General features: G+C 50.2%; 11 protein-coding genes and 1 riboswitch. Of the genes, 4 read left to right on the plus strand and 7 right to left on the minus strand.

Annotated features, from left to right (window positions below):
* The first annotated feature begins 116 nt into the window (after positions 1 to 116).
* The 3 genes from ACNA6I_RS21875 (at position 117) to ahpF (ending at position 4528) form a co-directional block, all read left to right on the plus strand.
* Entirely contained in the window at positions 117 to 2018 is a 1902-nt protein-coding gene (locus ACNA6I_RS21875) for a PhoX family protein (RefSeq protein WP_416314174.1), read from the plus strand.
* 406 nt (positions 2019 to 2424) lie between these two features.
* Positions 2425 to 2988, plus strand: coding sequence for an alkyl hydroperoxide reductase subunit C (ahpC, locus tag ACNA6I_RS21880; protein WP_048004644.1), 564 nt, complete (start codon positions 2425 to 2427; stop codon positions 2986 to 2988).
* Positions 2989 to 3001: 13 nt separating this feature from the next.
* Positions 3002 to 4528 carry an alkyl hydroperoxide reductase subunit F gene (ahpF, locus tag ACNA6I_RS21885; RefSeq protein WP_048004643.1) on the plus strand — a complete coding sequence of 509 codons (1527 nt, stop codon included), beginning with the start codon at positions 3002 to 3004 and terminating at the stop codon, positions 4526 to 4528.
* A 306-nt stretch (positions 4529 to 4834) separates the two neighbouring features.
* Here ahpF and ACNA6I_RS21890 read toward each other — a convergent pair whose 3' ends face one another.
* Together ACNA6I_RS21890 and ACNA6I_RS21895 are read right to left on the minus strand one after the other, a co-directional pair.
* A complete protein-coding gene (locus ACNA6I_RS21890; RefSeq protein ID WP_416314207.1) occupies positions 4835 to 6472 on the minus strand; it encodes an alkaline phosphatase in 1638 nt (545 codons plus the stop codon).
* Positions 6473 to 6669: 197 nt separating this feature from the next.
* Positions 6670 to 8022 (minus strand): amino acid permease, encoded by a 1353-nt coding sequence (locus ACNA6I_RS21895; protein WP_159130276.1) that lies wholly within the window; start codon positions 8020 to 8022, stop codon positions 6670 to 6672.
* Positions 8023 to 8146: 124 nt separating this feature from the next.
* Positions 8147 to 8225, minus strand: a riboswitch (glycine riboswitch).
* Between the two features lie 262 nt (positions 8226 to 8487).
* On the opposite strand from ACNA6I_RS21895, the gene ACNA6I_RS21900 reads away from it, so the two are divergent.
* Complete coding sequence (locus ACNA6I_RS21900; RefSeq protein WP_159130277.1) at positions 8488 to 9189, plus strand: FTR1 family iron permease; 702 nt, start codon at positions 8488 to 8490, stop codon at positions 9187 to 9189.
* Between the two features lie 42 nt (positions 9190 to 9231).
* On the opposite strand, the gene ACNA6I_RS21905 is transcribed toward ACNA6I_RS21900, so the two are convergent.
* From ACNA6I_RS21905 to ACNA6I_RS21925, 5 genes are all read right to left on the minus strand, one after another.
* Positions 9232 to 9597, minus strand: a complete 366-nt coding sequence (locus tag ACNA6I_RS21905; RefSeq protein ID WP_416314175.1) for a DUF3899 domain-containing protein — start codon at positions 9595 to 9597, stop codon at positions 9232 to 9234.
* 63 nt (positions 9598 to 9660) lie between these two features.
* Positions 9661 to 11274 carry a peptide ABC transporter substrate-binding protein gene (locus ACNA6I_RS21910; RefSeq protein WP_416314176.1) on the minus strand — a complete coding sequence of 538 codons (1614 nt, stop codon included), beginning with the start codon at positions 11272 to 11274 and terminating at the stop codon, positions 9661 to 9663.
* A 21-nt stretch (positions 11275 to 11295) separates the two neighbouring features.
* Positions 11296 to 12243, minus strand: coding sequence for an ABC transporter ATP-binding protein (locus tag ACNA6I_RS21915; protein WP_048004638.1), 948 nt, complete (start codon positions 12241 to 12243; stop codon positions 11296 to 11298).
* The gene (locus tag ACNA6I_RS21920; protein WP_048004637.1) at positions 12243 to 13259 is read right to left on the minus strand and encodes an ABC transporter ATP-binding protein; all 1017 of its coding nucleotides are present in this window, start codon (positions 13257 to 13259) and stop codon (positions 12243 to 12245) included. The genes ACNA6I_RS21915 and ACNA6I_RS21920 overlap by 1 nt, the downstream gene beginning before the upstream one ends.
* Before the next feature lie 13 nt (positions 13260 to 13272).
* Complete coding sequence (locus ACNA6I_RS21925; RefSeq protein ID WP_048004636.1) at positions 13273 to 14214, minus strand: ABC transporter permease; 942 nt, start codon at positions 14212 to 14214, stop codon at positions 13273 to 13275.

Consider the following 14214-nt stretch of genomic DNA (forward strand, 5'->3'; position numbering starts at 1 on the left):
GGATGACCCGTCACAGAAATGTCCACATTCCTTTACAATTGCACTAAAACCCTTAAAACCCCCTCAACATTCCGGTGGTTAAATGAAGCTAAGCTTACATTGGGAGGGAATCAACCATGAAAAAACGCGTGTCCATCGGCCTATCCATCACACTTCTTGCTTCTGGAGCAACCTCTGCGTTCGCTTCCGAACATCATGCTCATCCACATCCGAAACAGATCAAGAACGTCGAGTTCCAATCAATGAACGCACCGACCACCATTGAAGACATGGTCAAAACCTATACGGAAGCTTCCGTTAAAGTAACGTATAAAGATGGCAGCGTGGAAGAAACGCCGCTCAATTATAATCAGCTATTCCTATCTAAAGATAAGATCGTGGATAACAAAGGGGAGATGATTGCCGCCGGCACCCCGATCGATGCAAATGGTAACCCGATCATCGATCGGAGCGTACCCGATCAACCGTCACCTTACGTTTCAGACGCACCGGACTCAAATAGTTTCATCACCATCAATGGCAAATCCTATATCATTTCTCACTATGAATATGATTCCGTAGACAATGCAGGGGAAGAGATCTCCGGCTTACCAGCATCGATGACCTTGACCCAAGTGGAGAAAGACGATAAAACAGGTGAATTGACCGTCAATCATGCAAAGAAAATCGATTTTGCCAACGTGAACGGTCTATGGACACCATGTAATGGCTCCACAACCGAATGGGGAACCCACCTTGGTTCCGAAGAGTATGAGCCTGACGCAAGGGCATTTGAAGAAGATCCTTCATCGGATGCACATAAAGACGTGACAAGCTTCGCTGAGCGCTACTTCGGTGATGCATCGAAAGCCAATCCGTATTTCTATGGATGGATTCCGGAAATTTCCGTAGACGATAACGGTGAAGCCTCGGTCGTGAAGCATTACAGCACGGGTCGCTTCTCTCATGAAATGATGCAGGTCCTTCCTGATAACAAGACCGCCCTCTTCGGAGATGACGGAAACAACACGATGATGTTCATGTATGTCGCAGACAAAGAGAAGGATTTCTCTGCCGGAACGCTGTATGCGGCCAAGTTCAAACAAAAAAGCGGTGAAAATGGCGGCAAGGGCGATCTTCAATGGATCAAGCTCGGCCACTCCACGGATGATGAGGTCAAATCCATCATCGACAAAGGTGTGACGTTCAGCGACATCTTTGAAACATCTGAAGAGCCTAGAGAAGGATTCACAGCCGTGAAGACTGCGGCAAGCAAGAAAGTTGAATACCTGAAAGTGAAACCAGGCATGGAAAAAGCAGCGGCATTCCTTGAGTCCCGCCGTTACGGGGCCATCCTCGGTGCCACCAGCGAGTTCAATAAGATGGAAGGCCTGAGCGTGAACAAGAAGGACAAGAAAGCCTATATGGCCATCTCTTACCAAAACAGTGCCATGCTGAAACAACCGGATGCTGTCCAGGATGACATCCAGCTGCCTCACCTCGAGTCCGGAGTCACGTACCAGCTCAACATGGCTGCCGGTCAAAAAGACCAGTCCAAAGGGAAGATCCACAGTCGCTATGTGCCTGCCAGCATGGAAGGTCTCGTCATCGGTAAAGACCTTGAAAAGGCCGATGCATACGGAAATACGGCGGATCCCGATAAAATCGCCAATCCGGACAACCTGACGTACTCAGAAGATATGAATACCCTCTTCATCGGTGAAGATAGTGACATGCATACGAATAACTTCGTCTGGGCTTACAACGTGAAGACGAAGAAGCTCTCCCGCATCCTATCTGTTCCGGTGGGAGCTGAAGCAACAGGACTGCGTGCCGTCGAAAACATCGAGAACTCCCGCTATTTGCTGAGCAACTACCAGCATCCAGGGGAAAAACTCGGTAAGAAAGACATCACAGCCGTTGATAAAGAAGCACTGGAAAAAGCCATGCGCGACAGCATCGGAATCCAGGAAACAGGTGGCGTCGGCTATGTATCCGGCCTTCCTTCCAATGAAGGACCACAGCATAAGAAACAGTAAACAGAAGAAAATCCGAACGATGATTCAAATCGTTCGGATTTTTTCTCTCTATTACCAATGGTAAGCATGACTCTATCCCGTTACCGACAGCGGTAATGATTCAAGGGTTTGTTGCAAGCAAGCATTCTCAATCATCCCTTGCTAATTTTCAAATTGGCCCGGGACCCTTTCGTTTTGCAGATAAGCGGATTCCCAGATTATACAATCGTATCATTAGAAATCCCATGCCGTGTAATGCTAAAATATAAAGGGTCATCCCGTATAAAACCCTTCGATTTAGGCAAAATCAGAAGATGGGGAGATTTTTTCACCGGAAGTGCCACTTTTCCTTTGACAAATAACCCAATGTATATAATAATGAGTATTGAATTAGAATTATTACAATTAACCAAGGAGGAATTTCGATATGTCATTAATCGGAACTGAAGTTCTACCATTTACTGCACAAGCTTACCACAAAGGTGATTTCGTAGAGGTCACTGAAGAAAACTTCAAAGGTAAATGGAGCGTAGTCTGCTTCTACCCTGCAGATTTCACATTCGTATGCCCTACTGAACTTGGCGACCTACAAGATCAATATGCTACGCTTAAAGATTTAGGCGTTGAAGTATACTCCGTTTCTACAGATACACATTTCACTCATAAAGCATGGCATGACCATTCAGATACAATCAACAAAATCGAGTACGTGATGATTGGTGACCCTTCACAAAAAATCTCACGCAACTTCGACGTATTGGACGAAGAAGAAGGACTTGCTGACCGCGGTACATTCATCATCGATCCAGACGGCGTGATTCAAACAGTTGAAATCAATGCCGGCGGTATCGGACGTGACGCAAGCTCACTCGTAAACAAAATCAAAGCAGCACAATATGTGCGTAAAAACCCAGGTGAAGTTTGCCCGGCTAAATGGGAAGAAGGAAGCGAAACCCTTACACCAGGACTTGACCTAGTAGGTAAAATCTAAGGAGTTCGATTACATGTTGGATGCAAATATCAAAGCACAGCTAGAACAGTATCTTCAAATGTTAGAGAGCGATATTTTGCTCAAGGTGAGTGCTGGAGAAGACAAGGTATCGCAAGACATGCTCTCATTGGTGGATCAGCTTGCGACCATGTCTCCCCGCATCAAAGTGGAGAACACTGAACTGGAACGCACACCAAGCTTCAGCGTCAATCGCATAGGCGAAGATACCGGCATCACATTTGCCGGCGTCCCGCTGGGGCACGAGTTCACTTCATTGGTCCTTGCTTTGCTGCAAGTGAGCGGCAGGGCACCGAAAGTCGATCAAACCGTGATCGACCAGATCAAAAATGTGAAGGGTGAATACCACTTCGAGTCGTATATCAGCCTCACATGCCACAACTGCCCTGATGTCGTACAGGCCCTAAACATCATGAGTCTCCTCAATGACGGAATCTCTCATACGATGATTGACGGCGCTGCGTTCAAAGATGAAGTCGAAAGCAAAGAAATCATGGCGGTCCCGACTGTATTCCTGAATGGTGAAGAGTTCGGAAGCGGTCGTATGACCCTTGAAGAAATGCTGAACAAAATGGGTAGCGGCCCTGATGCAGCTGAATTCGCCGATAAAGATCCATATGATGTCCTCGTAGTCGGTGGCGGTCCCGCTGGTGCAAGTGCTGCGATCTACGCGGCGCGTAAAGGTATTCGCACCGGACTTGTAGCCGAGCGCTTTGGTGGACAGGTGATGGACACCCTCGGCATCGAGAACTTCATCAGCATGACCAAGACGGAAGGTCCGAAACTTGTCGCAAGCCTCGAAGAACACGTGAAGGATTACAACATCGACGTGATGAACCTTCAGCGTGCCAAGGGCCTCGAGAAGAAAGACCTCGTCGAATTGGAACTTGAAAACGGTGCGGTCCTCAAGAGTAAGACCGTCATCCTTTCAACAGGTGCCCGCTGGCGTAACGTCGGCGTCCCTGGCGAAGCAGAATTCAAGAACAAAGGGGTAGCTTACTGCCCTCACTGTGACGGACCATTGTTCGAAGGAAAAGATGTAGCGGTCATCGGCGGAGGAAACTCCGGCGTCGAAGCAGCCATCGACCTTGCAGGGATCGTCAAGCATGTGACCGTCCTTGAATTCATGCCTGAGCTGAAAGCCGATGCTGTACTGCAGGAACGCCTCAACAGCCTTCCAAACGTCACGGTCGTGAAAAACGCCCAGACGAAAGAGATCACGGGTACCGACAAGGTGAACGGGATCACGTACATCGATCGTGCGACAGAAGAAGAGCATCACGTGGAACTTGCCGGCGTATTCGTTCAGATCGGTCTTGTACCGAACACGGAATGGCTCGGTGACTCCCTTGAGAAAACACGCATGGGTGAGATCGTTGTCGATAAGCACGGTGCAACCAGCATGCCTGGTGTCTTCGCTGCCGGAGACTGCACGGACAGTGCCTACAAGCAGATCATCATCTCCATGGGATCAGGTGCGACCGCATCACTTGGTGCGTTTGATTACATGATCCGGAACTAATAACAATAAGAGGCTGGAACAAACGTGTTTTAGTCATAGAAAAACCCGAATTAAATTGCCGACGATCAGGCAAAATAATTCGGGTTTTTCATTTGTTTCATGACCATTACTATTTACTTGTTTCTAGCGGTTGATTGGAGTGCAAGACGAAGACTCTTGCGGGAAGAGTAGCTAATGTGAGACCCCGCAGGCTTGCCGAGTAGGCTCACGGGCTACCCGCGCGCAGTCTTGCACGGAAATCATGAGCGGTATAAAGAACCTATACTGATAGTGTGCGCCAGTTTTTTGTGGATTTTGAAAAGGGAGCTATTTCGCTTCCTTCAACGCTTTCTCCGACACATAGAAGTCTTTTCCGTTATAGACCGTTACCCCATCGAGAGTCTTCGTTTTGGACTTTTTCTTATCCGTCACCGTGACGATGTTCTTGTTCGCAGGCACTTCAATTTTCTTCTTATTCTTCTCGGCCACAAATACCGGATTGTTTTCATCCGTTACATCAATACGGGTTTTGTAGCCTTTTTTCTCAAAGGATTCCCGTGCATTGACGAATAATTTGTCCGTTGTCTTCTCCAGGTTCACACCCATGAAATCAGCCATCTTCTTCGGCAGGTCGGTGTTCTCTACCATTCCGTATGGTCTGGACGGTCCGTAGGCGTACAGGAATACATCCTCACCCGTGTGCCCGCCTGTGGTGAAGCCAAGGTTAGCACGGCTTGCAAGCATTTTGGAAAGATCTCCGTTTAGGTTCTTCGATGCCTTCAGGGCTTCAATCTCTTCCTTCGTGAGGTTATCCAGCCCATAGAGAGCGGCGACCTGCTTCATATTCGAGCGATCGGCTTTGAGCTTACCTGTCGCACCTTCAAGGGTCATGCTCGCCTTTTTCAACGGATCGATATAGGCTGAAACCGGTGTGCTCGGATAGCTTGCGTTCGTATTGACATTCCCCATCGTGATGCCGCTGTTCCCGTGATCGGATACGGCTATGACCATGGTGTTTCCGTCTTTTTTGGCAAATTCCAGCGCTTCATTGACCGCGTCATCGAATGCAAGCACATCCCCGATCATGCCGATTGGATCATTGGCGTGGGCCGCCCAGTCGACTTTGCTTCCTTCTACGAAGAGGAAGAACCCTTCTTTATTCTTGGACAGGGTATCGATCCCTTTCTTCGTCATCTCGGCAAGTGTTGGTTCGTTTTTGCGCGTCTTCTCACGGTCGATATCATACGCCATGGCAGAAGGGGCAAACGCTCCCCAAAGCTTCTCAGAGTTGGACTTCATGAGGTCTTTGCGTGTTTCTACAACGTCATAACCCCTCGAATCAATCACCTTCAGCAGATCTTCGCCATCCTCTCGGCCCTCCGGTGTCAGGGATTCCTTCCCGCCGCCAAGAACGACATCGATTCCTTGATACACCTGCTGTTCGGCAATGTCATTATAGTTGCTGCGATGTGGGGCGTGGGAGGAGAAGCCGGCCGGAGTCGCATGCTGAATTTCGGAGGTAGAGATGATCCCGGTGGACTTCCCATCAAGTTTGGCTGCTTCGAGTACGTTGGCAACAGGCCGTAATTGGTCTTCCTCTTTGATCTGTTCCACTCCCGGAGAACTGACCACTTTAGGCAGAAGGCCCACGACCTTATCATTGCTTTTATTCCCTGTTGCAAGAGCGGTGGCTGCGGGTGCTGAATCCGTAATCGCCGACTCTGCTGAATAGGTACGGACGCCGCCTATGGAAATCTCATCCATAGCCAAGTCCTCACCCTTGTACCAACGGGCGAGTGATGTTGCCCCGGCACTTGTCCCATCCATGACCATCATGATCACGTTGGTCGGTTCCTTTTTCTTGTCCTTAGCTTCCACCTCTGTTTTCACTGACCCTGCAAAGCCCAGTGATGAAAAGGCCAGAGCTGCGGCCAATGATAGGCCGGTCACCTTTTTCGATCCCATTCGTCCCATTCCAATCTCCTCCTCTATGATCCATCTTCACATTTATACTAGAAGGCATATGTAAAATGGGACAAGTGATAATGTAATTATTTTGTAAATGTGTTTGGTTGCCCAATTGGTCCGCTTATTACCTATGGCACAGATGCAGGCACTTCATTTCATAAAACAGCCCCGCACGCACGTGTACGGGGCTGTTTTTATGATGAAAGTGAAGCTTTCTGCCTGATCCGATAGACTGCAAACAGGATGACGAACCATATCGGTGTCAACAAGAGAGCAGGCCTTGTCTCATCGGCAAACAACATGATGACGAGTATCGCAGCGAATAGTGCCAACACAAGATAATTCACCAGCGGGGTGAACGGTGCTTTGAAGCTCGACTTCTCATGGAGATCAGGACGCTTCCTTCGGTACAAAATATGACAAACGAGAATGATGCCCCACACCCAGATGAAGCAGATGGCACTGATCGTCGTGACGATCCCAAAGGCCTGATCCGGGATGAGCTTGCTGAGCAACGCACCTACCGATACCACCACAGTGGAGACCAATAGCGCATGACTGGGGACATGGTTCCGGTTTAATCTTCCCAATCGGGCCGGCGCCTGTTTTCCCTTACTAAGATTGAAAAGGATCCGGCTCGTAGAGAACATCCCGCTGTTGCAGGCGGAAGCCGCCGATGTGAGAACCACGAAGTTGATGATCCCGGCGGCCAAGGGAACCCCGATCAGACCGAATGTCTTCACAAACGGGCTCTCTGTCGCCGTCAGCTCCATCCAGGGATTGATGCACAGCAGGATGATGATGGCACCTACGTAAAAGAAGAGGATCCTCAGGGGAATCTTATTGATGGCAGACGGAATATTCTTCTGCGGATTGGACGTTTCCGCCGCCGATACCCCGATAAGTTCCACACCGACATAGGCAAAGATCACCATCTGAAGGGAGAGAAGGAAACCACTCATCCCATTGGGGAAGAAACCGCCATTCTCCCATAAGTTCGTCACGGTCACCGGTCCAGCATCCGTATTGAACCCGATGACAAGCAGGACCACGCCCACTGCAATGAGGGCAAGGATCGTAATGACCTTGATCAGGGCGAACCAAAATTCCAGTTCACCGAACAGCTTGACCGTCAGAAGATTGAACCCAAGGAGAATAACAAGACAGATAAGGGCCGGGATCCACTGGGGGATGTCAAACCAATAGTTTACGTATACGCCGACGGCGATCACATCGGCCATTGCCGTCATGATCCAGCAAAACCAATACGTCCAGCCCGTGACAAACGAAGCCCAGGACCCAAGATAGTCCTCCGCTATATCGGTGATGGATTGATACCCTGCTTTCGAAAGCAATAGCTCACCGAGTGCCCTCATGACGAAAAACAGGGCAATCCCAACGAGTAAATACGCAAAGATGATGGAAGGACCCGCCGACTGAATCGCCTTACCGGAACCCAGGAAAAGCCCGGTTCCGATCGTACCCCCGATCGCGATCAGCTGTACATGGCGATTGGAAAGATCCCTCTTTAACTCTTGTTGTGCCAAAACAAACTCCTCCTCAACATGTTCCACGTGAAACGAAAATAAAAAAAAGAGATTGGAAGCATCCAATCTCTCAGTCGAAAAGAATATCAAATATAGATTTCCCCTCGTTCGGAAAATCCATACCCGGTACCCTTCTGTCCTTTTGCCTGAGATTGTGAACCCTTCGGCGCCGCTTGAATAGCGGTCTCTCCAGAAGCTGCTCCTGCTGTAGTGTGACCCACAGCGATCGTAGCTTGATATTATTATGTTTGAATAGTTATATATTGTAGACCCGTTGAATGGATTTGTCAAAGGAAGTTCCTCCTTGTGCAGAAGCCACGCAGCTGTTTCCTCCAGATGCTGTCGGTCACTTGGTTGAGCTCTCCAGATCGACCAAATCTTTTTTTATTTATAGTATTGACAGTGATAATCATTCTCATTATTATAAAGCTTAGAAATGCACTCATACCATACGGGGGAATACATATGTTGGATTCGCTTTTTCTTTCATTTCGTGAAGGCCTGGAAGCGGCCTTGATCATCGGCATTATTTTGGCAACGCTCTCACAGCTGAACCGGAAGCATCTTGCCAAGGTTGTCGGATTCGGTACCATTGCAGGCGTGATCGGCAGTTTGATCCTGGGCTGGGGTCTATTCACGTTTGCACAAAGCATCTCCCATGAAGCAGAAGAAATCATGGAGGCCGTCATGCGGATCGCGGCAGCAGGCTTGATTGCCTACTTCATCCTTTGGCTCCACCGCAATCAGCAGGTTGCAGGCAAAATCAAAGGGCAAACGGAGAAGTCTTCTACTTCCAAAATCGGTTTATTCTTATTGGCCTTCCTTTCCGTCATCCGCGAAGGCATGGAGCTCATGGTATTCAACATGACCAAGATCTCAGAAAGCGCCGGTACCGTGGCTCTCGGTAGCATCATCGGAATCGTAGCGGCTGCACTCGTTGCATTCGTGATCTTCAAGACGACGATCAAGCTTAACCTCTCCCTGATCTTCAAAGCATTGGGGCTCATCCTCGTCTTCCTTGGCGGAGAAATGTTTGCAGAAGGCATCGTGGAGCTCTTGGAGACTCACTCTGAAGCAATGGAGATCCTATTCTTGGCCGTCTTCATCGTTCCGGCATTGTTTATCCTCCTGAAGGATGATGTGGCGAGATTCAGACGAACGGCATAACAAAAAGAATCCCATCTCAATCGAGATGGGATCTTTTTATTACTAGACGATCAGTATTCCAACAGAGATCAAGATGGAGCAAGCCCCCATGATGAATGTACCCTGGGTGATCCGCGTGGAAAGATTGGATTTGAATGCCTGGAAATCATGATCTTTCTGGATCAGGTCATCAGCCCGCTCCATGGATCGCGACCGCCTGATCATCCGCTCGCCGATGATCTTAAATCCCTCCACGATAGGCGAGAGGAACCCTGTCTTCAAGATCATCGCACTGACACCCAGGATCAAAAGGCAGAGACCGATCAGAAAGGCAGAGTCGGCTAAATCAGCCCTGGATCCCAGCTTTAATCCGATAGCAGCCACCCATCCTGAAACGGTGACCATCGCAAGCCCCATCTTCCATTTCATCAAGAATCTCCCCTTCCCATCCTTACGCTCTCCATCCACATCAGGATCAGAGAACAGGCGTTGTTATTCTGATACTTTCTCCGCCCACTTCAAGTACGGATAACGGTTGACCGGATACACGATGTCCTTGAAGTTCTGTGCGGTCATATAGTTATTCGTATAGTGATAGATCGGGTTGAACGGCAGGTCTTCCATGAGTACTTCTTCTGCCTGATGAAGGAGGTCGTAGCGTTTCGCTGTATCCTGCTCCACTTTGGCGTCTGCCATCAGTTTGTCGTACTTATCGTTGACCCAGTTGGTACGGTTGTTCGGGCTATCCCCGAGGTAGTAGTCAAGGATGACGACCGGATCCACCAGGACCCCGATCCACCCCATACGGGCCATCTGGAAGTTCTTCTGCTGGGTCGTATCTAGATAGGTCTTCCATTCCTGATTGGAAAGCTTTATATCAACGCCAAGGTTCTTCTTGTACATGGACTGGACGGCTTCTGCGATCTTCTTGTGGTTCTCGGATGTGTTATACGTGAGGGTCACAGCCGGCAGCTCGCTCCAGCCTTCCTCTTTCATGCCCTCTTCCAGGAGCTTTTTCGCTTCTTCGACATTCGATTCGAAATAGGCTCCTCCCTGCTCACGGAAGTCGCCATCGCCTGTATCAACGCCGCCCGGTACAAAGGCATAAGCAGGTGTTTCACCAGCTTTTGTGACGTTTTTCGTGAGGGACTCGCGGTCGACGGCAAGGGTGAAGGCACGACGGATCTTTTCATTGGTGAACGGTTCCTTGTCCACATTGAACATATACATATACGTTCCGAAGTATGGTACTTCACTATATTCCTTGGAATCTTTCTCCTGGGCTACCACATCAGACGGAAGGGTCTGGATCAAGTCCAATTCCTTTGTTTTGAACATCTGATAATAGGTTGTAGCGTCATTGACCATTTTGTAGGTTACTTTATCAAGATTAACGACTTTGTTATCCCAGTATTCCTTGTTCTTCTCAATGACCACTTTACTGTCATGCTTCCAGTTCGTGAGCTTGAACGGTCCGTTGCTCACATACGTGTCTGCTCCGGCCGCCCAGTTTTTATTTTCTTCGACGGTATCCTTCTTCACAGGATAGAACGTCCACATGGTCAATAGTTCATCGAAATAGCTGAGGGGAGCTTCGAGATCCACAACAAGCGTTTTTTCGTCTTTCGCTGTTACGCCGACATCTTCCACTTTCCCTTTGCCTTTGTTATAATCCTCGGCACCTTTCAGGTAATAAAGGTAGAAAGCGAACGAACTTCCCGTATCAGGGTTCAGCACGCGTTTCCATGCATATTCGAAATCTTCTGCCGTGACGTTGCTGCCGTCAGACCATTTTGCATCGTCCCGGATCGTGAAAGTATAGGTTTTCCCGTCTTCTGATACATCGGCTTTACTTGCCGTTCCTAGGACCGGTTTCCCTTCTTTGTCCTTCGTATACAGTCCTTCGAATACATGGTCCATCACCCAGCCGGATGTGGTATCGGTGGCAAGGGCCGGGTCGAGATCAGGCGGCTCACTCATGGCATTGACCGTCATTTCCTGTGCGACCTTTCCGTCGGTTCCGCTTCCTGACTCCTTGCTGCTGCAACCCGCGGCCACAAGGGCGAGGGATGTGACCAAAAGCAAACTCTGTGTCCATTTTTTCATCGGGGTTCCTCCTTCAACAATTTAATATAGATGACACGCTGTCCAGTGATTCTCTTCGACTTCCTTCCACTCCGGTACCTGCGACGCGCAAATCTCCGTCGCATGGGGGCAGCGGGTCCTGAACCGGCAGCCGCTCGGCGGGTTCACCGGGCTCGGGGGATCCCCTTCAATGACGATCTTCTCTCTTTTGGCTGCAGTTGGATTCGCAACAGGGATGGCTGAAAGCAGAGCCTTCGTATAGGGGTGAAGAGGGTTGCGAAACAGTTCGTCACTGTCTGCCAGCTCCATCATCCGTCCGAGATACATGACTCCGATACGGTCGCTGATATGCTTCACCATGCCGAGATCATGGGCGATGAAGAGATAGGTGAGCTCCTCTTCCTGCTTCAGATCCTCCAAGAGATTGATCACCTGGGCCTGGATGGAGACATCAAGGGCGGAAATCGGTTCATCGGCGACGATGAATTTCGGTTCCACCGCCAGGGCGCGGGCAATGCCGATCCGCTGACGCTGTCCACCGCTGAATTCATGAGGGTATCTCTTGGCATGCTCCGGCTTCAAACCGACTTTTTCAAGCAGCTCATATACCCTTTCCTGACGGGCTTTTCCCCTTGCCAATCGATGGGCATCAATCCCCTCAGCAATGATATCCCCTACCCTCATGCGGGGATTCAGGGAGGCGTGGGGATCCTGAAAGATCACCTGGATCTCCCGGTTCGCCCGCTTCTTCTCTTTCTTATCGAGCTTGGTCATATCACGACCGTTATAATGAATCGTTCCTGACGTCGGCCCCTCAAGACCGACGATCGTCTTCCCGAGGGTGGACTTGCCGCTTCCACTTTCCCCGACGAGTCCGAACGTTTCACCTTTCTTGATCTGGATGGAGATGTCATCGACCGATTTGACGACGGCTCCCTTTCCGATCGGATAATGCTTCTTCAGCTTGTCTACTTCTATGATGTGGGTCATCACTCTTCCCTCCCTGCGCTGACAAGTTCCGTAAGTGCCGGGGTCCTCGGGTCGTTCAGCCAGCACTTCGCTTCATGGCCTTCCCCGATGGCAAAGGCAGGTGGCATCTCCTCGACACATACCTCCATGGCATACTTGCAGCGGGGAGCAAACGGACATCCCTTCGGCGGGGAGAAAAGGTCAGGCGGTGTGCCTTCAATGGGGACAAGCCGCTCCTTTTCTGCCGCCTCAATATCCGGGATCGACTCCAGCAGCCCCCATGTGTATGGATGCTTCGGACGATGGAACAGCTCTTCGACAGTGGCCGTCTCCACGATCAATCCGCCGTACATGACAGCTACCCGCTCGGCCGTTTCGGCCACGACGCCGAGGTCATGGGTGATGAGGATGATCGATGTCCCCATCTCATCCTTCAGTCCCTTCATGAGATCAAGGACCTGGGCCTGGATGGTCACATCAAGGGCCGTGGTCGGTTCATCGGCAATCAGGATTTCAGGATGACACGCAAGGGCGATGGCAATCATGATCCTTTGCCTCATCCCGCCGCTGAATTCGTGGGGATACTGTTCGTATCGTTCTGCAGGATTCGGGATGCCTACCTTCCTGATCATCTCGACAGCCCGCTTCCTCGCTTCATCACGTTTGACGCTCTGATGGGTGATGATGCTTTCCTCGATTTGCTTTCCGACCTTCATCGTCGGATTCAGGGACGTCATGGGATCCTGGAAGACCATGCTGATCCGGGATCCTTTGACCTTCTGCATCTCCCGTTTGGAAAGCTTCAGGAGGTCCCTCCCGTCAAACAACACTTCCCCTTGCTTGATCCGTCCCGGAGGAGTTGGGATGAGCCCCATGACAGCTTGTACCGTTACACTCTTCCCGCTTCCACTCTCCCCGACGATGGCGAGGATCTCTCCTTTATTCACATGGAAGGATACGTCCCGTACTGCCTGGACCTCGCCTCCGTATGTTTTAAAACCGACTTCCAGATGGTTGACTTCAAGTAGACGTTCCATCCTGTTCACCTCCTTATTTATTCGATTTAGGGTCAAGTGCGTCCTGAAGACCGTCGCCAAATGCATTGAATGCGAACATGGTGAGGGAAATCATCAAGCCAGGGAAGAATAGACGCCACCACTGACCGCTGAGGATGACACCAAGTGAATCGTTTGCCATTGTCCCCCAGCTTGCGAAAGGAGCCTGGACACCGAGTCCTAGGAAGCTCAGGAACGATTCGGCAAAAATGGCCTGCGGGATCGTGAACGTCAAGTTGACAATGATGATACCGGCTGTGTTCGGGATCAGATGCCGCCAGATGATCTTTGAATGGGAGGTCCCGAGCTTTTCTGCCGCGAGTACATACTCCTGTGACTTCAGCTGAAGGATCTGTCCTCGGATGATCCTCGCCATCCCTACCCAGCCCGTGACGGAAAGGGCGATGATGATGGACGTGATGCCCGGTTCCATGATGACCATGAGGAGAATGACGATAAGCAGGTAAGGAATGCCGTACAGGATTTCCACTATGCGCATCAAGATGCTGTCGATGCGGTCACCGACCTTGCCTCGGCCTGCCATGTAACCGGAGATCCCTCCGATGGTCACCCCGAGGATGATATCGATCGCAGCGGCAATCAGCCCGATCGTAAGGGAGACACGTGCCCCGTACCAGGTTCGAGACCACACATCCCGTCCAAGGTCGTCCGTACCGAACCAGTGATCACCGTTCGGAGCGATATTCGTTTTCTCAAGATCCTGTCCTGCTGGGTCATACGGTACAAGATGGGGCCCGAAGATACCTAATAGAATGATGACGAATAGAAGCGATAGCCCCAATATGGACATCTTGTTCTTGATCACATTCAGGAGCATTTCCTTCCACACGCTCATGCTCGGGCGCTCGGCTGCTTCCTGTTCTGTTTTGTTGGATAATGGACGGAATAGGGAGTCGTCGACTCGTTTGGCTTCCAT

The sequence above is a fragment of the Rossellomorea sp. FS2 genome (assembly GCF_047915635.1).
Classification (GTDB): domain Bacteria; phylum Bacillota; class Bacilli; order Bacillales; family Bacillaceae_B; genus Rossellomorea; species Rossellomorea marisflavi_A.

Bases quoted from the DNA above. Each gene is read 5' to 3' on its own strand.
- ACNA6I_RS21875 (WP_416314174.1), top strand. From the start codon at position 117: ATGAAAAAACGCGTGTCCATCGGCCTATCCATCACACTTCTTGCTTCT.
- ahpC (WP_048004644.1), top strand. From the start codon at position 2,425: ATGTCATTAATCGGAACTGAAGTTCTACCATTTACTGCACAAGCTTAC.
- ahpF (WP_048004643.1), top strand. From the start codon at position 3,002: ATGTTGGATGCAAATATCAAAGCACAGCTAGAACAGTATCTTCAAATG.
- ACNA6I_RS21890 (WP_416314207.1), bottom strand. From the start codon at position 6,472: ATGGGATCGAAAAAGGTGACCGGCCTATCATTGGCCGCAGCTCTGGCC.
- ACNA6I_RS21900 (WP_159130277.1), top strand. From the start codon at position 8,488: ATGTTGGATTCGCTTTTTCTTTCATTTCGTGAAGGCCTGGAAGCGGCC.
- ACNA6I_RS21905 (WP_416314175.1), bottom strand. From the start codon at position 9,597: ATGAAATGGAAGATGGGGCTTGCGATGGTCACCGTTTCAGGATGGGTG.
- ACNA6I_RS21910 (WP_416314176.1), bottom strand. From the start codon at position 11,274: ATGAAAAAATGGACACAGAGTTTGCTTTTGGTCACATCCCTCGCCCTT.
- ACNA6I_RS21915 (WP_048004638.1), bottom strand. From the start codon at position 12,243: ATGACCCACATCATAGAAGTAGACAAGCTGAAGAAGCATTATCCGATC.
- ACNA6I_RS21920 (WP_048004637.1), bottom strand. From the start codon at position 13,259: ATGGAACGTCTACTTGAAGTCAACCATCTGGAAGTCGGTTTTAAAACA.
- ACNA6I_RS21925 (WP_048004636.1), bottom strand. From the start codon at position 14,214: ATGGAAGCCAAACGAGTCGACGACTCCCTATTCCGTCCATTATCCAAC.